We start from the raw sequence: 21152 nt of genomic DNA, 5'->3' as shown, positions 1-21152 counted from the left end.
TATTAAGCAAATCAAATAAATATTAGTGAACTCAACTATGGACTCAAAAGAACTAAGATAGTTCCTCAGATACCAACCGACGCTCTTCCGCTTGCAGACTGCCTTCCACATGCAAGGTTTGAGTTGGGAAGGCCATATCTGCACCATGTTTGTGAACGATATCCATGATAGCCAGCAGCACTTTTTCTTTGACCTTATGATACTCGATCCAGTCCGTCGTTTTAGTAAAGGTATAAACAAAGAAGTCCAAAGAATGCGCACCGAACGAATTAAAGTTAACAATCAACGTCTGGTTTGTATCAATATCAGGATGCCCTGCCAACATTTCGCGAACATCCTGCACAATTAAAGGAACCGACTTAGCATCGCCATAACGCAAACCAATGGTTTCATAAATGCGACGATTCAACATTCGAGATGGGTTTTCGACAGAGATGCTGGTAAATGTAGAATTTGGAACATACAACGGACGCTTATCAAACGTACGAATACGAGTTAGACGCCACCCAATATCCTCAACAGTGCCTTCAATATTTTTGTCAGGAGAACGAACCCAATCACCCACTTTAAACGGGCGATCCAGATAAATCATCAAACCGCCAAAGAAATTAGCCAGCAGATCTTTCGCCGCAAAACCGACAGCAATACCACCCACACCACCAAAAGCCAACAAGCCCGAAACACTAATACCCAAGGTTTGAAGAGCCACAATCATACCAATGACAATCACCACAGCCTTCATAGCTTTACCCAAGGCATGCACTGTCGTTAAATCCATTGGTTTTTTCAAACGTTCAGGATCAACTAAAATACGCTCGGCCTGTTTGATAAAACGCAAACCAAACCAACACATGAAAAAAACCACAAACAAGGTGTAACGCTCAGGCTGAACGTAGTCCAATACAGAACTGACCGCTTTGTTGCTGGAGCTTTTCTCAATGATATCCACACTCAAAATAACTGCCACAACCCAAACAGAAACACGAGCGGGTTTTCTTAGAGCATAAATTAAGGAATCATCCCAAAGATTCAATGTTTTCTTGGACTGACGATCAGCAACATCTAACAAGTGCGCAACAATCACATTAATGACAGCAGCCAGTATCAGAACAGAGAGAACCAACCAAACCCAAACATAGCCTTCAGACCAACTAAGCCAACCCTGAGCTAAGATCCACTCTTCCATGCTTAAATCATTCATTACTTTTCACCTTGATGTAGAAATATGTCCCAAACAGTCAAAAACGGGGAGATTCGAATGAGCACAAAATGTATAAGAGATTGGAAGCTACATCAAAGGATTTATGAGAAAAATACAGAGAAACTATGCGTTATCACAAGACAAAACGCACTATAAGGAAAATATACCGGTGAGAATTAATAAGGCCGCAGCGGCCGTTAAAAGAGAAGTGCTCGTATTGTCCAACTTCAACCAACCACCACATAGCTTTACTAACTGAATCATGAAGCGTCCCTGCCCTTAAAAAACAGGTGTAACCTTAACGTTCTGACAAAACTGTCACTAGAGACAGAGACACCTTCTTATGTAGGAAAAGCCACCTATCCTCTGCACTCATCCTCTTACCCTGTTATTTCAAGACTGAACTAGAATAAAAGTATCCCAGATGAAAAAGGAGGACACACCATGTCCATCGCTCGCAATCTGGCCACATACCTTAATGACCAGGCAATTCATTACCAAACCATCTTTCATCCAGAAAGTCACAGCGCTTCTGACAGCGCACGATCCGCCAACATACCATTGCACAACATGGTCAAAGCCATATTGCTTAACAATGGAGATAACTACTTAATCGCCCTGATACCTGCCGACCACAAACTCGACATAAGCAGAGTCAATAAAGAGCTCATGTCCCACTGGTCTTTCGCCAAGGAAACCGACCTAACGAAAATATTTCAGGATTGCACGCCAGGGTCTATTCCCGCCGTTCCATCCGCCTATCACCTAAGTGCTATTTGGAGCTCCTGCCTTTCTGACATCGACAAACTCTACATGGAGTCCGGTGACGACAAAGCCTTAATCAGCATGAGCAACCGACAATTTATGTCACTGATAGCCACTCAAGCACATGGCAATATAAGCCACTTCAGTACAGGCTACCCGCCCAGTAGCGCACAGTTCGACGCTGAAGATAATGGTGCCGAATACTAAACAAACGAAACACCCACCTCATTAAACGCCAGCCTTTTTCAAGGCTGGCACCAACTTCCTTTCCTCTGACCGCCAAACAAATCATTGCTCTTGTATTGAAACTTTAACAATTTAAGAGTACAACTGTACGCTGAAAAGAGGAGAAACACATGCTTACAAATAGCGATATAAATTTAAGCCATAAAAATCAACAATTTAAACTAAAGATCACCAACTTCCTCAAAGAATCTTTAGTAAACAACCAGTCGCTGACTTCTTACTACGAACCTCTTATCCAGGCATTTTTACCTCTTTGGAGCAATAAAAAGTACAGAACAAAAGTAATAAGCATTAAGCGCTTGGAAACAGACATCATCCAAATCGCATTGAAAACGCATCGTCACTGGCCAGGATTTCAAGCAGGCCAATACATTGAACTGACAGCAATGCAGGAAGGCGCGTTAGTCACTCGATGCTTTAGTATTTCGAGTTCAACCCAGGCTTGGAATAAAACAGGCATTATTGAATTAACGATCCGAGAACAGGAAAAAGGCCGCGTAACGCCTTGGCTAATTGAAGGTCTGTCTAAAAACAGTTATGTCCAAATTTCTCAGGCCAAAGGCGAGTTTGTATTTAAAGAGAGCAAAACCCCGAAGCTTCTTATTGCGGGGGGTTCTGGCGTTACACCGATTAAAAGTTTACTTTCAAGCCACCAAAATCATCAAACTAGCATAGATGTCCTCTATTTCTCTCGTAGCACGCACCTATTCCAAGAAGAACTAGAGACGCTGATTCAAAAACATCCCTCCTTCAAAGTGCACTTTATCAATACGCAAACACAAGGACACCTTGATGAAACCATGCTCGAAGCGCTTTGCCCTGACTTCAAAGAGCGCGCCATCTATCTTTGCGGCCCGAGCAAAATGTCAAAAGACATTACAGAACTGTTCGTTTCTCAAGGCATAGAAAAAGAGCGCATAGTACAAGAACACTTTCTCCCCATTCGTGCTCTGCCTTCATCTCAGCCAGAAATTGAAGCTCAAGTTGAGTTCATTAAAGCCGGTCAAACAACCCAAACTCTATCAAAGAGTTCCCAGACATTATTGGAACTGGCCGAAAATGCTCGTCTATCCCCCGACTACGGCTGCCGAATGGGCATTTGCCATCAATGCAAATGTACGAAAAACAAAGGCGTCGTACTGAATACACTCACCGGTGAAACCTCAGATACCGCCAAAGAAGACATTCAGTTGTGCGTTTCAATTCCTTTAAGCGATGTAGAAATCGAGCTTTAGAACATTCAAAACGCCTAAAACATTTAAATAACCCAACCAGCTAGCACGGAATTACAAAGATTATGATTACAGAAGAGCCGATAGCGAAGCACTCCACAGAAGGACGCGCTATGAAAAATCACGTCACTTCAAAGTATTCATCCGCTGATCCCGCCTCCTCTAAAGAGGCATCAAAAAACGTATCATTGATGACGTCACAAACTGTGCCACAGATCGAAACCGCCCCTAAGTTATCAGACGAAGACTATGCAGGACTGGAAAAAGACTTAGATGCGTTAAAAGAGGCAACCTGGGCCAAAGTAGGTCAAGAAGACGCCGACTACATCCGCCGTATGATCCGCATCGAACGCTGGAGCGGCATTGCAGGACGAATCACCATGGTCTTGGGATTCTTCCATCCCCTATTCTGGGTAGCAGGCGTAGCACTTCTGGCGTTATCAAAGATTCTTAACAACATGGAAGTAGGCCATAACGTTCTTCATGGTCAATACGATTGGATGAACGACCCCTACATCAATTCCAAAACCTTCGACTGGAACATCGTTGGCGATACCGACTCTTGGAAACAAGTACACAACTACGAGCACCACACCTACACCAACATCATTGGCAAGGATCGTGACTTTGGTTACGGACTGCTCAGACTTAGTAATGACTTACCTTGGCGACTGAAAAACACCTGGCAGATTTTCACCTATGCCATATTGAGTTTATTGTTTGAATGGGGCGTGGCCTATCACGAGCTTGCCGGCGACCGGGCGTTCAGTAAGAAAACACCAGGCAAAAACCGTCGACCACGTTTGACCAAAGCCGGTATAAGGAAAGCCTTTTTTAGCAAGGCAGGCAGACAAATATTTAAGGATTACATTTTCTTTCCGATCATCTCCGGCCCAATGTTCCTACCCGTACTATTAGGGAATTTATTGGCAAATCTGATCCGTAATCTTTGGACATCGACCGTCATCTTTTGCGGTCATTTCACTGAAGACATTCACACTTTTAAAGAAGAAGATTGTAAGAACGAAACCAAAGGCCAATGGTATTACCGACAAATGCTCGGTTCTTCAAACTTTGAAGGCAAGCGTTGGTTCCACATTCTATCAGGCCATTTAAGCTGTCAGATTGAACACCATTTGTTCCCTGATATTCCAGCACATCGCTATGTTGATATGGCCCCCAAAGTGCGAGAGATTGCCAGTAAATACGGTATTCCCTACAACACTGGCAGCTTTGGAGCCCAGTATTTAACTGTACTTAAACGCATTTTTAAATACTCATTTCCTGAAAAGCCCTCACCTGCAGTAACCGTCAGTTAGAGTACAACCGCCTTACGCTAGGGGAGTCATTCTGACTCCCTAAGCTTAATATCTCGACTTGGTCACAGTTTATCCGATCAACACCATTGGAATCCCTTACCGCCTCACATACACTTAATTGTTATACAGACGACAAGCTGGATAACAATTAATGAAAAAACACCTCTTGTTTTGGCCCTGCATTGGTTTACTGGCGCTGACTATTTTGTCCGGTTTCATCATGGAACGCGCTTTCCAGGCCTGGTTTTTAGATCACACCGACGAAGAATTGTCCTCTGTAGCCTCCTCTGTAAAAACGGCGCTCAACAAGACCTACCACGATAATCAGATCATCCGTCTCGACCGAATCACCGATGATACCAATCAACTTAAACCCAATGTGCGAATTACACTCTTACGTAAAGACGGCAGTGTCGTTGGTGATTCAGAACTGACTCCCTCTCAAATTACCAATCAGGAAAACCATCTGGAGCGCGAAGAAATCAGAGAAGCTCTCACTGATGGTATTGGTCACGCCAAGCGTTTCAGTGAAACCATTCAGGAGGATTTAATCTATCTGGCAGAATATTTTCACGACGACAACTTTGACGGAGTCATCCGGGTTTCCACATCAACAGAGCATATGACCGAAGCATTATGGGGCCTAAGAACCATCATGGCGTTCATTGTGTTAGGGATGTGTATTCTGGTGGCGCTGCTGATTGTCGCTTCTCAAAAGCTACTAAACCAACACATAGTATCTTCCCAAGAAGCCCTCGAAGCCAACGTAGCCGAACGTACCAAAGAAATTGAGCTACTGCACCGACTGGCAAACATGCTCGCCGCGTGTAACACCATGGACGAAGCACAACAGGTGGTAGAAGATATTGTCCCGCGCTTGATCGGCAACTTAAACGGCGCCATCGCCCTGATTCGATCTTCTCGCAATCAACTGGAAATCAAGCTCGACTGGGGTGGAAAATGGCCTGGCGAATCGACCTACGCACCTCACGAATGTTGGGCACTAAGAAAAGGTAAATATCACTTAGCCAACGACGAACACACGTCCCTTCCTTGCAAGCACATGGCAAAAGTGGGCAACAATCAAAGTATCTGCATTCCTTTGATTGCTCATGGCAACACCATCGGCATTCTTCATTTGTATTTAGCTGACCAAGAACTGTCTCATGAGAAAATGCAGCTCGCCTTCACCATCGGAGAGCACTTAGGCTTAGCGCTCGCAAACCTTAACCTGCAAGACAAACTCAGAGAGCAAGCGATTCGTGATCCACTTACCGGTCTCTATAACCGTCGCTACTTGGAAGAAAGTCTTGATCACGAAATCATGCGAGCACGCAGACGGAATCAATGTTTGTCTGTACTTATGCTCGATATGGATCACTTCAAACGCTTCAACGATACCTTCGGTCATGATGCCGGCGATTACGTGTTGAAATCACTCGGCAGCTTATTGACCGAAAGTGTGCGAGGTGAAGACATTGTCTGTCGCGTTGGTGGTGAAGAACTTGCCATCATCCTTCCTGAAACGGGCGGCGAAAATGCAGGTATTGTCGCCGCCAAACTCTGTGAAAACGTGCGCCAGATGCATCTGGAACTGAACGGCCAACCCCTTGGTCAACTGACCGTTTCAATCGGTATTTCATCTTATCCAATGCAAGGCGACAAAGGTGAAAGCCTTCTCAAAGCCGCAGACTTGGCACTCTATGAAGCCAAAGAATCCGGCCGAGATCGGTTCTGTTATTCGCAAGTTCAAACCGAAGCTATGATGTCGAACACCAAAAATCTGGTTGAGAAGATTATGGAAGGCTCCATTGCCTCCGAGAACGAGACAGATGACCAGACGGACAAAGTTGCGAAAGGCTAAGCCCTCTCCAAAAACTTATCGGTTAGAGAAATGCCAGTTGGGATAAATTAGTACCGCCAATCGAAGTACCAAAGACGTGGGCAGGCAAAATACAATAACAATCAGCCCGAGCATGGCTCGGAAGAAATCACTGCCCTGCTGATATAACTCGTCTTTATCTGCCCGATACGAATCCACGCAATGGTTTGGCCCATCTACCGGGTAAAACGCAAAGTCGATAATCTCAGCTAACGCCTTCCAATACCAAATATAGGGCTTCTTGGCATGAATGGAAAAGAACCCTACTCGAGCCGACACTGTGGCATCCGGATTGCCACCAGCAATGGCATTCCCTAACTGATCAATCGCCACTAACACAGCGTTCGGCCAGGACATTCCCTGTTTACCTGCGGTTACTTCACCCTTGCCTGGCTTGATCGCCTTCTTACTGGGTTTTATTTTATCCTTGTGCAGATTCATCCCGTCCCCTCCTTGAAGACAAGGTTTTATAAAGTCTATATGATAGAGCGTCTTCCACTCTCTTACATTCAAGTTCTGATTCGATTCCATGTCACTAACTACTGGTCAGGCATTTCTGCTCACTCGTCATCAAAAAGATCTGCGCCGATCAGGAAAACAGCCAACACCTGAAAGTATTACTGCTGCAGAAAACAATGATCAAGAAACACCGTCAAAGTCTATAAAACCGAAAGCACCTTTCAAACCCAAAGCAGATAGCGAGCTCGTTTATTGGGGTTGGACAGAACATGGCCCAGCACGCTTTGTCATCCATCACGAAACACCACTACTGTTTGTCGAGCAGAGTAAAGCACCTCAAGCCGAACGCATTCTGAATACATTGGCGATTCGCTTTAAATGTCAGCCATTAGATCATCAGACCTTTGACCATCAGCCAGTTACTATTTTTTATTTCTATACGTTGGATGAGCTTTACCGAGCACAACAAGCCATCAAACATCGCGATATCGAAACCTTCGAACACGACCTGAGACTGCAGGATAAGTATCTTATCGAACGCAGCATTCGTGGCGGCGTCGAGTTTATCGGGTCTGCCCATCCTCAACCCGGCTACATGGAATATCGGGATGTTCGCCTCAAACCCGCGAAGCTCCACCCTGAATTTCGTGTGCTTTCCTTAGACATTGAATGTTCGATGGAAGGCGACCTCTACTCCGTAGGCTTGTACGGCCATAATCTAAGTGCGTCAGAACCCGGAATGGTCGACAAAACCATCATCATGATTGGCGAGCCGACGACTGAAATAAGAAGCGAAGAAAGCACACTCGACCTAACCATGGTCTGGGTGAAAGACGAATATCAACTGTTACTAGCCCTTGAACACCACGTTCAATGTCATGATCCGGACGTAATTATCGGCTGGAACGTCATTAACTTCGATTTCAAACTCCTTATCGAACGGGCAAAAAAGCAAGACATCAGCTTGCGACTAGGGCGAGGCTTAACCTTGGCCCATTGGCGCGACTCACGTACCGAAGCCAACCAGGGCTTCATCACCCTTCCCGGCCGTGTAGTCATCGACGGCATCGACGCTCTCAGAACCGCCACCTACTTTTTTGAAAGTTTCAGTTTGGAAAACGTTGCCCAAGAGTTATTACAGCGCGGTAAAAAAACCGACCATGTGGATCAGCGAGCCGAGCAAATCACTTACGACTTCCACCATAACAAGCTAAAGCTGGCTCAATACAACCTGGAAGACTGTAAGCTCGTCTGGGACATTTTTGAACACACCCAAATCATGGATTTCATGATCCTAAGAAGTCAGCTCACTGGCCTGGAACTGGACAAAGTTGGGGGATCTGTTGCGGCCTTTACCAACCTCTACCTGCCTAAGCTTCACAGAGCCGGATACATTGCTCCGAACTTGCCACCCGACGGTGGCTTAGCCTCCCCTGGAGGCTACGTGATGAACTCCAAACCCGGCTTCTATAAAAACGTGCTGGTGCTAGATTTTAAGTCGCTTTACCCGTCCATCATTCGCACCTTCAAAATCGACCCGATGGGCTTGATTGAAGGGCTAAAAGACCCGGAGTCAGCCATCCCTGGCTTCAAAGGCGCGTGGTTCTCCCGAGACAAACACTTCCTGCCGGACATCATTACCGAGCTTTGGCAACAACGTGATCAAGCCAAGCGCGACAAAGACGCCCCGCGTTCACAGGCCATTAAGATCATCATGAACTCCTTTTATGGTGTCTTAGGTTCCGGCGGCTGCCGCTTTTACGATACCCGCTTGGCAAGCTCGATCACCATGCGCGGCCACCAAATCATGCAACAAACCGCCGCCTGGATTGAACAACAAAGCTTCTTTGGTAAACCTTGCCAGGTCATCTACGGCGATACAGATTCCACCTTCGTTTTGTTAGACGAACAGCTTTCAAGCGAACAATGTCAACAAGTGGGTCAACAACTGGCTAACGTCATTAATGCCGCCTGGAAAGAAAAGCTAATTCAAGATCACCAACTGGAATGTTTCTTAGAAATCGAATTTGAAACGCACTTTGAACGCTTCCTAATGCCGACCATTCGCGGTTCGGAAGCAGGCAGTAAAAAACGCTATGCGGGCCTTACCCGAGTCAACGATCAACCCAAAGTGGTCTTCAAAGGCTTAGAAGCCGTTCGTACAGACTGGACAGAACTCGCGCGAGAATTCCAGCACACCCTCTATCAAACCATCTTTAATGACACTGATCCAACCGCCTATATTCAGAGTATTGTAGCGTCAACGCTAAATGGAGAGCTGGACCACAAACTTGTTTATCGAAAACGATTGAGACGCCCCCTTCGGGAATACACCAAGAATGTGCCTCCGCACGCAAGAGCCGCCAAGATAGCCGACGAGAAGAACAAAGCACTGGGCAAGCCGTTACAGTACCAAAACAAAGGCTGGATCAACTATGTGATGACCTTAGTTGGCCCCGAGCCGGTCGATTATTTAACCTCGGAACCCGATTATCAGCTGTACATTGAAAAACAACTCAAACCCATTGCCGACGCCATTCTGCCGTTTATTGGAATGGACTTTGACAGCTTGGTCGATAACCAGATGAGTTTGTTTTAGAAAGTATCTTCAGGAAGGCTACTTATCATCCTCAGACTCATACGTCTCAATCTTAAGTGTCGCAGTGGCTACGCTCACTTCACAGAAAAACGACAACAAACCGCCGGTGATTCCAAACATCGTTAGCATAAACAAGATGATAATTTCGGATCTCAGGTCATAGTCAATCAAGCCGTTCAACAACAGCAAAACGACGTCCAGACAGATAATCACGGCTGCGCCCGTTAAGAAGGTAATAGCCCAGTTAGCGAAACTCATGCGGCGCTTTAATGAAGACAGTTCCCGCCTCACCAGTTTATTGGCGGTTAATTCTTTGGCCATTAATTTCTGATCAATAAAACGAGCACGGTCAATAATTCGAGCCAAGCGGCCTGTCACCGCATTCAGAATCTGACCAATACCAACAATCAAAAATACCGGCGCCAACGCCAATTGGATTAACTCAACCACGTTATCGGTTTGGACCAGCTCAACCGCCATGAAGAAATGCCTTTTGAAGTTAGGAAAAGAGACTCAGCATCATAGGCTTTCTTGAATCAAGAACCAATGATTGATCGATGCCTATCTAACAGTTCGTCTCAACTAATGATAATAACCGTCACCTTTTGTGCGCAGTACAAAAAGGTGATAGCAGCCTGAAATTTGATTACAAGTTCTTGTTAAGTGCTTACTGCACATTATTTGACTTTAGATTTTTAATGACTCGTATAGCTAAGTCTTTATTTATTGGATAATTGATGACTGGATTAGCTAACCAAAATATCATTTCATCCAACGTATCCTTGTACTCACTAAGAAGCCCAATATCCTCTCGATGCTCGATCGCATTTGCCCAATTTCTAACTTGGACATCACTTAGTTCATTAGAGATAAAACGTTCTAGTACATTTATTAGATGAAATGGCGTTAGAGTTACCAAGTTAATTTCTGAATCCCAGCCGTATGACTTGAGATCTTCCAAAATATCACCAATTGGAGCTTTATACTCAACTAGCTTTGTAACGAGAATTTTGCGCGATTCCATCATAAGTACTTAACAGCTTATTCTAAGGGGGTGTGCAAGAAAAAAAGACAAAGATTAGTTCAATGTCTGCCCCTGTTTTTGCCGTCTGGTTTGACGTAATTCGGAGTGGGCTTGCTCTTCCTTCAGCAAGCGAGAAGAATCGACTGATTCCAGAGGTTCGTTAAGATCTCGTTGCAACAGCCCATCGGACGTCATCGACAGATAACGCCCACAACAGACACGTAAAAAGGAAGAGAAATTGCTGATGTCATGTTCCGCATCCATCGATTCCAAATAGAGTTTCGAAATCATCTGAGTCACGGTCATGCCGTCTCGGCTCGCCAACTCTTCCAAGACGTCCCAGAAAAAGTTTTCAAGACGTACTGAGGTAACAACACCATCCACTCGCAGCGAACGGGTTTTACTCACCCATAATGACTCATCGGCATTAATGAACAACTGACACACATTCTCTTCCTCTTACATGAAAAACGAGCGATTAAAACAGCGCCGTGAATTGCTTCAAGAATTCAGGATGCGCAGGCCATGCCGGGGCTGTCACTAACTGACCGTCGGTGATGGCTTGATCCATTTCCAGTGAAACGTACTCACCACCGGCCAAAGTCACTTCAGGCGCACACGCAGGATACGCGGAGACTTTCTTACCTTCAATCACACCGGCTGCCGTTAATAACTGAGCGCCATGACAAATCGCCGCAATCGGCAGGTTGTTTGCTGAAAAGCTTTGAATGATTTCAATGACTTTGGAATTCAAACGAAGGTATTCCGGTGCCCGACCACCCGGCAAGTAAAGCGCATCGTAGTCAGAAAGGTCGATAGAAGAAAAGTCCGCGTTCAGTACAAAGTTGTGCCCGCGCTTTTCTGTGTAGGTTTGGTCGCCTTCAAAATCATGAATGGCGGTCGCGATGGATTCACCGGCTTTCTTGTCAGGACATACCGCATCCACCTGATGCCCCATCGCGATTAGTGCCTGGAACGGCACCATGTTTTCGTAATCTTCAACAAAATCGCCAGTGATCATTAATACCCGTGCCATTGTTTGCTCCTATGATTGACTGATTTAACTTGACTGATTCAATGTTCGCTCAGTCTAACAAGCCACCAATGACAACGGGTCACAGCATAGTACTACATGAGTAACAAATTAAGGTTCAACTATATTGAAAATCCCTTTTGGTTTATCGAAGAGCCGGAAGAAATTCACCAAATCCAGTTTACTGCCGTCCACTTCAAGATCGTCCGAGAACAAGGTGTCTTTGATGCCTGCTTCGCCAATGGCCATATTCAGGAACAGTTCATGGGTCACTTTCAAGGTTGCATTGGCATCGCCAGCCACATCCGCTTTTTGATGATGAAGCACAGCATTTTCAATCCACAATACATAATTTTCATTAAGATCAGTGAAGGTGATATTGATCTTATAATCTTCATCAAAGGCGTCCGGTCCAATCAATCGCGATGCCATGGAGATAAAGAAATTCTCAACCGGCGCTTCACGCAACACCCCTTTCATCATGGCAATATCCACACCGACCTCAGGTGCACCATGACGTAATTCATATGCTCCGGTCAGATAAACGTCGCGCCACGGGCCAGATTCTGCTTGGTAGCCTAACTGATCATAGGTATTGGCCAGCAAGGTTCTCGCTGCTTGGTTATCCGGTTCAGCAAACACCAGATGATTCAGTAACTCAGCCACCCAACGATATTCGCCCTGATCGAAGGATTTTTGAGCGTTGCTAAGCACCTGATCTGCACCGCCCATCAAGACAATGTATTTTTCCGCAGACACAGTGTGTGGTAATGGATCAAGGTACGCAGGGTTACCATTAAACCACCCCATATAACCTTGATAGATGGCTTTCGCATTATGTTTCACGGTGCCGTAATACCCACGATTGGAGAAGTTCTTGGCCAAACTCGGAGGTAACGTCAGCGTCTCTGCGATCTCTTCCGGAGTTAAACCCGCATTCAACATACGAACACTTTGATCATGAATGTATTTGTAAGTATCTCTTTGGGCTTTCAGGAAATTAATAATCTTGTCGGATTTCCAAATAGGCCAATGGTGGCTGCCAAAGTACAAGTCACTTTTTTCAGCATATTCAATGGCATCATTGATATAACCGCTCCACTTAAGCGCATCCCGAACCTTGGCACCTCGCAAGGTGTATAGGTTATGCATGGTTCGTGAAACCATTTCTGCGCCACACCACGCCTTATATTTCGGGATATAGAAAGTAAATTCCGAAGGCGCTTCAGAACCTGATACCACTTGAAACTCAAAATCAACGCCATCAATAACATGCGTTTCTGTGGGTTCTGAAATGGTCAGGTTCGGCTCAAAAATACCGAAGGAACCAAAGGCTGGCTCTTTCCCTAAACCAGAACCTATATGGCCTCGCTCCGACTTAGGCAAACGCTTACCGTACATAAACATCGAACGACGCCCCATGGCCATACCCGCCACCACGTTCTCACTGGTTGCTTCTTCCATAAACCCGGCAGGCGCCACAATCGGAATGGGCCGTTGCGCCAATTCATCGTTTGAAACAATACCTAAGGCACCACCAAAATGATCGATATGAGAATGGGTAAAGAGAATTGCTGACACCGGGCGTTCACCGAGCTTCTCATTCACAAAGTCTAACGCGACTTTGGCCGTTTCCGCCGTAGTTAACGGGTCAACAACAATCCAACCGGTTTGACCTTGGATGATGGTCATATTGGCCAAGTCAAACCCACGAACCTGATAGATGTTTTCAGAAATATGATAAAGGCCATGCAAGTTATTTAACTTAGCCTGACGCCATAAACTTGGATTGACCGATGCAGGCGCGTCTGTCTCATCCACAGAGCTACCGATAAACTCATAGGCCTGAGTATCCCAAATCACACGGCCTTGCTGATTCTTTACCTGAAGACCAGGAATCTTAGCGATAAAACCGCGATTCGACTGCTCAAAATCTTCGGTATCTTCAAAAGGTAACTCGTCGATAACCGAGGCTTGATGTTCTTTTGTAAAAGAAGACGCAGGCGAAAAACCATGTTCATCTGGCTGTTCCTTAGAAAGCGGCATTTGAGAGCTGCCGACGCCGCTTTGATCGCACCCGAAAAGAGACGCAACCAAGCCTAAACTTAATACCGTTTTACTGACTGAATTCAAAATCTACCTCACCTACTCAAGGAGCTATTATTCAAGGGCTATAACTCAAGAACTATTAGCCAAGATAAGCCTATAGTAAGTAAGATCGAATGTTTTGGCTGGTCATGACCTGCCAATGAACTGTCATTTCAGGCGTTTCGGTAGGCGGATGGCGAACAACCAAACCAGTTCTGACAGGCGCGATTGAAATTACTGACATCACTGAAACCTAATTTGAAGGCAACTTCAGTGACTGACAGATCGCTGTTACGAAGATAGAAGCCCGCCAGCTCTTTACGCTTTTCAGCCAATAGAGATCGGAAACTGGTGCTCTCTTCTTTCAGCCGTCGACTTAAGGAACGCTCACCAATATTCAACTGCGCTGCGATCTCCGAAAGGCTCGGTTCACCATGAGTAAACGCAGCATGAATGGCTTGGTAGACACGATCCCGCCAACTGCCCTGCTGCATGTTTTCCAGGTAATCCTGAATCACTGACTCTGAATAAAGTGCCATTCGGGAATCCCCAAACGCCGAATGGGCTTCCAGTATGTCTCGTTTCATCCAGAGACAATTTATGGCTGACCCAAATCGCACCTGAGACTCAAAGAATGCATTCCATGGCTCTTTGTTTTTCGGCTCTGATTTGATGAACTCGACAGAATCCACAAAAGCGCGACTGTGCAACACCTGCTCACACAAAACCACTACACTGGCAAAGAACGCATCAATGGCCAACGTACTGATTTCAACGCCCTCCAACGGCAAAATCTTAAAACCGATCAGTTCTGGCGTTCGCTCAAGCTCCACCAGCCCAGTGTTACTGATCAACGAGTAATACTTCACCACTTTCTCAAAGGTTTCGGCAATGCTGTTGCTGGTCATCATCAACATGCCAAGCGCCCTGAAGTGAAGAGGATTCACATTGTCGCTGACACTCAAACCAAAGGCAGGATTCTGAGTTGCCTCTTCAGCCAACGTCCAGAGGTGAGTCATCTTCTCAATGGGGATACGGGCTTCCGGATTCTCCTTAACACTTTGAATATCCATTTCGGCCTGTTTCATCAAGGCTTCACCATCCACGCCCGACTTTTCAAGCGTTTTTACAATTGCCAAAGACCAAGAAGCTAAGGTCGAATAACGAGTTTCCATAATATTCCAATGCAAAGATTCAAAAGAAAAATATCAGAGTTCAACTGAAAAAAGCCAATGTTCAAAAGAAAGACAAAGAATCCAAGAACTTAACGAGCACAAAGGATGTATCAATAGAGGATTTTTTTACACTAAAAGTTAATAAGTCATCTACACTTTGAAAAATATAATACCTTTCTGATAAAAGTATGTTGAAGGATCAAAGTACAAGGAGCCAGCAAGTTTGCAAAACTTAAAACGCTATATGCCTTCCAGACTAAGCATACGGCTTTTGCTTATTGTTTTGGTTATTAGTACAGGTATTACTCTTGTTACGTCCTGCATTCTGCTCTATTCCGACTACAAAAAAGATCTAGAAGCGATCAACGATCACCAAACTCGCATTCAAAACGTTGATTTAAAAGAACTTACACTGGATTTATGGGAGTTCGACTGGCCCAAGGTTGAACTCAAATTAAAAGGCCTGCTGAACTACCCCGAAATCAGCTATGCCTATGTGGTTCTGAATGGCGGCGAGCGGGTCTCCGAAGGCAACCCTAAACGAAATGAATTCTCCGAAGTCAAAGACTACCCGTTGCTCTACAAACAAAAGGAATTAGGCACACTGTTTGTGCAAGTGGATTACAACTACGTCTACGAACGCATCAAAGACAAAGCCTTCAACATTCTATTGATTCAGTTTTTCAATACCTTCATGGTTTCGATTTTGATCATGTCGCTGGTTCATCTGATGATTACCCGACATCTTATTACGTTGGCAAATTACACCCGTAACCTCTCTTTTGATTCATTGGATAGCGAGCCCTTCCAACTCAAAAGACCACACAGAGAAGATGAACTATCCGAAGTAACCACCGCACTGAACAAGATGAAATCTAATTTAAAAATGGAGTTTGAGAATCGAAAACAAATCGAAGTTGAACTCCTGTCTGAACGCTCACAATTGGCGGCGCTCAATAAAGAACTCGAAAACAAAGTCAATGAACGCACCGCTGAGCTGCAGCGCTCCAACAATGAACTGTCCATTGCTCTGAATAACGTAAACAACATGATCGAGCAATTACAAAACACCCAAAAAGAATTAATTGTAAAAGAAAAAATGCTCGCCACCGGGGGCATGGTGGTTGGTCTAGCGCACGAGCTCAATACACCACTAGGCGTCTGTAAAACCTCGGTCAGTGCGGTAGCCGACTTCGTTACCCAGATTCGAGAAGACATCAATAACCAAAGGCTGACTAAAGATACCCTCAACACCCACTTAGAGAGCATTCACTCATTAGCGACCATGAGTGAAGACAACATTGATCGAATCAGTGCCATGATCAATACCTTCAAAGAGCTGTCAGTGAAAGAAGAGGTTATTGAGAGTATCGCTGAAGTTCAACTGTATGAGTGCTTTATGAACATCAATAAATGGGCAGGAGGCAACCTCAGAGGTGGCCTGACCATTCATGTGGAGTGCCCTACAGGCTTTACCATTGAAACCTTTGAAAGTTCCTTGCACAAAGTTATCCAGGCATTAGTAGAAAATGCGGCTCTGCATGCGTTCCAACAAGACGAAGCAGGTAATATCTATCTCAAAGCACGTCTTTCAGAAAAACAAAGTGCCATCATTATTACCGTCAGTGACGATGGCATCGGGATTAAACATGACGAGCACGCTCGAATCTTTGAACCCTTCTACACCACCAAACGTAACCAGGGTGGTTTGGGTTTAGGCCTGAATATTGTTTACAACCTAGTTACGCAAGCGCTCTCCGGTAGTATTCGTTGCATTGACTCAAAATATGGCGGTTGCTGTTTTGAAGTCACGCTTCCAAAAGCCCTCTCCGAGTCCGACATCATAGCTTATCGAAACAGCCTCAATCAGCCTTCAGAAACCAACGATGCCGATATGGATATGTGGCCGTAGCTATTTTTCCACTCAGTTAGCCAAGAACTATTTATCACTCAACCTGTCCAATAAATAACCAATCAATATGGGACAGGCACCATGTCGTTCATCCAGTGTTTATTATCCCACCGCTTTCTATCTCGGTACTTTCTGTCTCGGTACTTTCTGTCTCGGTACTTTCTGTCTCGGTACTTTCTATCTCAGCACTTTCTATCTCAGCGCATTAAGCTACGATTTACCCAATGGGCTGCCGCTCCAAAAGCTCGAGCAAGCTTCAGAGTATTAACCAGCCGCTGGTTGATTTATCCCTTATTGCTCATCCTTTGCTTTCCTCTCATACAGAAAAGCATCTCAGCCATGATGGAGATGAACGGTTTTAAAATTGAATCACCGTTAATCCCAGCGGATGAAATCATGCATGGCGGCCCACCACGCGACGGTATTCCTGCCATTGATGATCCTGAATTCATCACTCGTTCAGAATCCAACTTAAACGCCACAGATAAAGTACTCGGTGTAACACTCAACAACCAAGCCAAAGCCTACCCAATCAATATTCTTAACTATCATGAGTTGGTAAACGATGAACTTGACGGTCACCCCATTACCGTGAGTTTCTGCCCACTCTGCGGCACAGGCATTGTGTTTAATGCCAGCTCTCCCCAAAAGCGCATGACCTTTGGCGTCTCCGGGCTGCTCTATAACAGTGACTTATTGATGTACGACAGGGAAACAGAATCTCTGTGGTCGCAAATTGAAGGCCGAGCCATCAGTGGTCCATTAAAAGGAACAATACTTGAACGTCTTCCTGTCGAACATACGTTCTGGCAAGACTGGCAACAACGGCACCCCAACACCTTGGTTTTATCAGAAGACACCGGGTATTGGCGCAATTACCAAAACACTCCCTATCCTAATTACGATAAAACCAAGCGTACCTATTTTCCGGTGAACCACACGGATCGACGTTATCATCCCAAGTCCCTTGTCATAGGCATTGAAATGAATGGCCACTACAAGGCCTACCCTTTCGCAGAACTGCAAAAAGCCACCAACCCACTGCACGATAATTTTCAAGGCAAAGCGCTAAGAGTTCATTACAACCCCGAGACACAAAGTGCTCGGATTGAAGACAGCAAAGGCCAAACCATTGTTACCTTAACCGCTTTTTGGTTCGCTTGGATAGCCTTCCATCCCGACTCAGAGGTTTATCAGAATTTATCAAAGAATAAGTCATCGAAGAGTGAGTCACCGAACAATAAGCCATCCGAGGAATAACTATCATGTGCAGCACACCGAAAAGTCATCGACGCCCATTTTCATCTTGGCATCCCAACAAAGAAGACGAACTGACGTTCAGTGTCGACGCTATGAAACGGTTCACTGAGACAGCCAATAGAGTTCAGGAACAAAAAGCTCAACGTCAGAAGAAACCAGAAGAGAACCAAGATTAGGGAACGCCTAAACAACTCCGCTCTAGTTCAACGAGCGCTAGAAGCCTTGTCAAAATGACATACCATCTCTGCCCCTATCCCTGTCATAACTGAACCTTTCTGAAACATCGGGTGGAAAGAGCTCACAAATGGCCACATTGGCCACTCTCGCGTCATCCATTTCATGCAAACATACTCAACTAAGCCATCAAAGGTCGTTAATCCGCCGAAGGCTCTTAGTAAATAACTATAAAAATAACAGGACAACATCATGTCAAAATTGACCCGTTCAAAGAAATCACTTGCGCTGATTTCATTGGGGACGCTTTGCAGCTCCCTAGCAATGGCCGATGCCACCATCGAAAGTTATTTAGACAGCTGGCAGTACAAAGCCCTAATGCTGCAATCGGAAATTGATAAACACACACCAATGTCTGAAGCGACCATGCTGATGACACATAACTCCTACAATGCCAGTCACTACGCAAACCTAGGCAGTTATTACGACCCAAACCACATCCATTCGATTACAGAACAGTTGGACATGGGTGTGCGTTTACTGGAACTGGATACCCACTGGTTCAGTAGTGAACTGATTGCCTGCCATGGTACCAATGACCACACTGGCTGCAGTGAATTTGACGGGCGCATTGAAGAGCGTATCGGTGAGATTAACACCTGGATTCGTAACCCGGCGCACAATGATCAAGTGGTGTTCCTATACATCGAAGATCACATGGACAATCACTACGGCGAAATGTCAGACATCTTCGATAAGTACTTCACAGACAAGATCTATCAGCCAAATCAATGTGGCGAGAGCTTCCCTATGGATGTCAGCAAGGCCGACATTCTGAATGCAGGCAAGCAAATTGTGATTTACGGCGTAAGCAGTTGCAGCGCCGCTTCAGGAACCTCCTATGCGAACTATGCGTTTGGCCATCTGTTTACCACCAACAACAGTGAGCTTTCACCAGCGCCAGATTGCCAGAATGATCGCTTTGACCCGGATCTCTTAACTTCGACTCTGACTCGCATCTATGAAGATTCCACGACATTAAGTGACTGGTTTGGTGATCCGCCAAAAGCCATCGATGCAGCGTACATGAAGACGCTTACTGATTGTGGTGTTGGTGTGGTTGGTCTTGATCAGCTGGATCACGACGATTCACGTCACGGGGCTGCAATCTGGAGTTGGAACACCAACGAGCCGAACAACGTTGGTAACGAAGACTGTGCGGAGCACAACGGCAATGGCCGCTTTAACGACCTGAGCTGTGATCAGACGCGTCCGTTCGTGTGTTTGGATGCCGCGGGTGAATGGCAAGTGTCTTCTGCTTCAGGCCCTTGGTCAGAAGGTTACAACGTCTGCGCATCTGAATTTAACGGCAGCTTCGGTCTACCTAAGAACGGTTATCAAAACTACCTGCTAACTCAAGCAAAAGGCAATCAATCCGCTTGGATCAACTACACAGACCAGTCTTCTGAAGGTGATTGGAAACAAGGCGACGCGCCAGCCATCAACTATCCAACAGAAAGCTCACAAGTGGTATACCGTCAACTAAGAAACGGCAAAGGCAAGTGTTTGGATCTTGAAGGCCGCAGCACCTCTGTAGGCACTCCTATCCATCAATGGAGCTGTCACTCCGATCCGGCCGATATCGACAGCCAGCTTTGGTATCAGGACGATACCGGTCGTCTTCACAGCAAGCTTTACCCAAGCCGTTGTGTTGAAGCAGAAAGCTCAGGCACAGGTGAAGGCACTGACATCATCCTTGCCAACTGCGATGACGGCGCAAACCAGCAATGGCTGCGTAGCACCAACAATTCATTGCGCCCGGCTCACGCCACCCATCGCGCCATGGACATCAGTGGCGGTGACAACAGCAACAATGGCAGCAACAGCCACCTTTGGACATACCACGGCGGTAAAACCCAAATGTGGTATTGGATGACACCATCCATCTACGATCGCTGGATTCCGGAAGACGAACCAGCCGCAGGCACATTAGTACAAGGCAGTTGGAGCAACTCAGGCGGTCAAAGCATCAGCAGCAAAAACAACCCTCTGATTGAGCTGATCATTGACCAATCTGGCCCAGTTACATTAGATCTACGTTCATCCCAAGACGCCTATCTTTACCTTCTGGACGTCAACGGCCAGCAAATCACCGCTAACGACGACGGTGGTGACGGCTCAAACGCTCGCATCACGATGAGCCTCAATGCGGGCATGTACATGCTGGTTGCAGCAACCAACAGCTCGGGCAAATCAGGTAACTTTGAAGTACAGACCTCTTCCGGCCAAGTAAAAGCGTTCAACTATCAGCGCCTTAAAAATGGCAAAGGCTATTGCCTGGATCTTGAAGACGAAGGCACTTCAAACGGCACCGACGTTCACCAGTGGAGTTGCCAAGGTGATGATTACCAGAAATGGTATCAGGACAGCCTAGGCCGAATTCACAGCAAAGCGGCTCGCTTTAAGTGTGTCGACGTATCAGGGTCAGGGACAGGTAACGGTTCAGACGTTCATTTATGGAGCTGCCACACAGGCAACAACCAACGTTGGGATCGAGGTAACAGCAACTCCTTCCGTCCTAAGCACGCATCAAGTAAAGCCTTGGACATCGATGGAGGAAATACCTGGAGCTACCGTGGCAGTGACTCCCACATCTGGGGTTATCACGGTGGAAAAACCCAGCAATGGGTTTGGATTCAGTAGGATGCTCTTAGATTAGAGATAAAACTCTATTGAATGAAAAGCACCTATTTGAAGGGATTCAGGTAGGTGCTTTGACCTAA

Annotated in this window: 17 protein-coding genes; 9 read left to right on the top strand and 8 right to left on the bottom strand. The window is 45.7% G+C overall.

The annotated features are described in order from the left end of the window. Window positions 1-52: 52 nt before the first annotated feature. The gene (locus ACFOEK_RS09830) at window positions 53-1201 is read right to left on the bottom strand and encodes a mechanosensitive ion channel family protein (RefSeq protein ID WP_386719874.1); all 1149 of its coding nucleotides are present in this window, start codon (window positions 1199-1201) and stop codon (window positions 53-55) included. Window positions 1202-1645: 444 nt separating this feature from the next. On the opposite strand from ACFOEK_RS09830, the gene ACFOEK_RS09825 reads away from it, so the two are divergent. The 4 genes from ACFOEK_RS09825 (at window position 1646) to ACFOEK_RS09810 (ending at window position 6627) form a co-directional block, all read left to right on the top strand. Further along, window positions 1646-2173, top strand: a complete 528-nt coding sequence (locus ACFOEK_RS09825) for an aminoacyl-tRNA deacylase (protein ID WP_386719871.1) — start codon at window positions 1646-1648, stop codon at window positions 2171-2173. Window positions 2174-2322: 149 nt separating this feature from the next. Next, a complete protein-coding gene (locus ACFOEK_RS09820) occupies window positions 2323-3447 on the top strand; it encodes a flavin reductase family protein (RefSeq protein ID WP_386719868.1) in 1125 nt (374 codons plus the stop codon). Between the two features lie 110 nt (window positions 3448-3557). Then, the gene (locus tag ACFOEK_RS09815; protein ID WP_386719865.1) at window positions 3558-4763 is read left to right on the top strand and encodes a fatty acid desaturase family protein; all 1206 of its coding nucleotides are present in this window, start codon (window positions 3558-3560) and stop codon (window positions 4761-4763) included. Window positions 4764-4914: 151 nt separating this feature from the next. Continuing rightward, a complete protein-coding gene (locus ACFOEK_RS09810; protein ID WP_386719862.1) occupies window positions 4915-6627 on the top strand; it encodes a sensor domain-containing diguanylate cyclase in 1713 nt (570 codons plus the stop codon). 15 nt (window positions 6628-6642) lie between these two features. Here ACFOEK_RS09810 and ACFOEK_RS09805 read toward each other — a convergent pair whose 3' ends face one another. Further along, on the bottom strand, window positions 6643-7086 hold the full coding sequence (locus ACFOEK_RS09805) for a hypothetical protein (RefSeq protein ID WP_386719859.1): 444 nt from the start codon (window positions 7084-7086) through the stop codon (window positions 6643-6645). A gap of 88 nt (window positions 7087-7174) precedes the next feature. On the opposite strand from ACFOEK_RS09805, the gene ACFOEK_RS09800 reads away from it, so the two are divergent. Next, a complete protein-coding gene (locus ACFOEK_RS09800; protein WP_386719856.1) occupies window positions 7175-9703 on the top strand; it encodes a DNA polymerase II in 2529 nt (842 codons plus the stop codon). Window positions 9704-9721: 18 nt separating this feature from the next. On the opposite strand, the gene ACFOEK_RS09795 is transcribed toward ACFOEK_RS09800, so the two are convergent. From ACFOEK_RS09795 to ACFOEK_RS09770, 6 genes are all read right to left on the bottom strand, one after another. Beyond that, window positions 9722-10183, bottom strand: a complete 462-nt coding sequence (locus ACFOEK_RS09795) for a DUF2721 domain-containing protein (protein WP_386719854.1) — start codon at window positions 10181-10183, stop codon at window positions 9722-9724. 187 nt (window positions 10184-10370) lie between these two features. Continuing rightward, on the bottom strand, window positions 10371-10730 hold the full coding sequence (locus ACFOEK_RS09790) for a hypothetical protein (protein ID WP_386719851.1): 360 nt from the start codon (window positions 10728-10730) through the stop codon (window positions 10371-10373). Window positions 10731-10781: 51 nt separating this feature from the next. Continuing rightward, window positions 10782-11174, bottom strand: coding sequence for a ribbon-helix-helix domain-containing protein (locus ACFOEK_RS09785; protein WP_386719849.1), 393 nt, complete (start codon window positions 11172-11174; stop codon window positions 10782-10784). 31 nt (window positions 11175-11205) lie between these two features. After that, window positions 11206-11763, bottom strand: a complete 558-nt coding sequence (locus tag ACFOEK_RS09780) for a DJ-1/PfpI family protein (protein ID WP_386719846.1) — start codon at window positions 11761-11763, stop codon at window positions 11206-11208. A gap of 108 nt (window positions 11764-11871) precedes the next feature. Beyond that, entirely contained in the window at window positions 11872-13893 is a 2022-nt protein-coding gene (locus ACFOEK_RS09775; protein ID WP_386719843.1) for an alkyl/aryl-sulfatase, read from the bottom strand. 128 nt (window positions 13894-14021) lie between these two features. Next, window positions 14022-15023, bottom strand: a complete 1002-nt coding sequence (locus tag ACFOEK_RS09770; RefSeq protein WP_386719840.1) for an AraC family transcriptional regulator — start codon at window positions 15021-15023, stop codon at window positions 14022-14024. Window positions 15024-15246: 223 nt separating this feature from the next. Here ACFOEK_RS09770 and ACFOEK_RS09765 point away from each other — a divergent pair, with 223 nt between their 5' ends. The 4 genes from ACFOEK_RS09765 to ACFOEK_RS09750 all read left to right on the top strand — a co-directional run bounded on the left by ACFOEK_RS09765 (window position 15247) and on the right by ACFOEK_RS09750 (window position 21072). Further along, a complete protein-coding gene (locus tag ACFOEK_RS09765) occupies window positions 15247-16935 on the top strand; it encodes a sensor histidine kinase (RefSeq protein WP_386719837.1) in 1689 nt (562 codons plus the stop codon). A gap of 339 nt (window positions 16936-17274) precedes the next feature. Continuing rightward, complete coding sequence (locus ACFOEK_RS09760; RefSeq protein ID WP_386719834.1) at window positions 17275-18195, top strand: DUF3179 domain-containing protein; 921 nt, start codon at window positions 17275-17277, stop codon at window positions 18193-18195. A 5-nt stretch (window positions 18196-18200) separates the two neighbouring features. Next, a complete protein-coding gene (locus ACFOEK_RS09755; protein ID WP_386719831.1) occupies window positions 18201-18371 on the top strand; it encodes a hypothetical protein in 171 nt (56 codons plus the stop codon). Window positions 18372-18621: 250 nt separating this feature from the next. Continuing rightward, on the top strand, window positions 18622-21072 hold the full coding sequence (locus ACFOEK_RS09750) for a phosphatidylinositol-specific phospholipase C domain-containing protein (RefSeq protein ID WP_386719828.1): 2451 nt from the start codon (window positions 18622-18624) through the stop codon (window positions 21070-21072). Window positions 21073-21152 lie beyond the last annotated feature (80 nt).

The organism is Litoribrevibacter euphylliae, from assembly GCF_042646085.1.
In the GTDB taxonomy this organism is placed as follows: Bacteria; Pseudomonadota; Gammaproteobacteria; order Pseudomonadales; family Litoribrevibacteraceae; genus Litoribrevibacter; species Litoribrevibacter euphylliae.
This window is presented reverse-complemented; position numbering and strand designations above follow the sequence as displayed.

Bases quoted from the DNA above. Each gene is read 5' to 3' on its own strand.
- ACFOEK_RS09830 (WP_386719874.1), bottom strand. From the start codon at position 1,201: ATGAATGATTTAAGCATGGAAGAGTGGATCTTAGCTCAGGGTTGGCTT.
- ACFOEK_RS09825 (WP_386719871.1), top strand. From the start codon at position 1,646: ATGTCCATCGCTCGCAATCTGGCCACATACCTTAATGACCAGGCAATT.
- ACFOEK_RS09820 (WP_386719868.1), top strand. From the start codon at position 2,323: ATGCTTACAAATAGCGATATAAATTTAAGCCATAAAAATCAACAATTT.
- ACFOEK_RS09815 (WP_386719865.1), top strand. From the start codon at position 3,558: ATGAAAAATCACGTCACTTCAAAGTATTCATCCGCTGATCCCGCCTCC.
- ACFOEK_RS09810 (WP_386719862.1), top strand. From the start codon at position 4,915: ATGAAAAAACACCTCTTGTTTTGGCCCTGCATTGGTTTACTGGCGCTG.
- ACFOEK_RS09805 (WP_386719859.1), bottom strand. From the start codon at position 7,086: ATGAATCTGCACAAGGATAAAATAAAACCCAGTAAGAAGGCGATCAAG.
- ACFOEK_RS09800 (WP_386719856.1), top strand. From the start codon at position 7,175: ATGTCACTAACTACTGGTCAGGCATTTCTGCTCACTCGTCATCAAAAA.
- ACFOEK_RS09795 (WP_386719854.1), bottom strand. From the start codon at position 10,183: ATGGCGGTTGAGCTGGTCCAAACCGATAACGTGGTTGAGTTAATCCAA.
- ACFOEK_RS09790 (WP_386719851.1), bottom strand. From the start codon at position 10,730: ATGATGGAATCGCGCAAAATTCTCGTTACAAAGCTAGTTGAGTATAAA.
- ACFOEK_RS09780 (WP_386719846.1), bottom strand. From the start codon at position 11,763: ATGGCACGGGTATTAATGATCACTGGCGATTTTGTTGAAGATTACGAA.
- ACFOEK_RS09770 (WP_386719840.1), bottom strand. From the start codon at position 15,023: ATGGAAACTCGTTATTCGACCTTAGCTTCTTGGTCTTTGGCAATTGTA.
- ACFOEK_RS09760 (WP_386719834.1), top strand. From the start codon at position 17,275: ATGATGGAGATGAACGGTTTTAAAATTGAATCACCGTTAATCCCAGCG.
- ACFOEK_RS09755 (WP_386719831.1), top strand. From the start codon at position 18,201: ATGTGCAGCACACCGAAAAGTCATCGACGCCCATTTTCATCTTGGCAT.
- ACFOEK_RS09750 (WP_386719828.1), top strand. From the start codon at position 18,622: ATGTCAAAATTGACCCGTTCAAAGAAATCACTTGCGCTGATTTCATTG.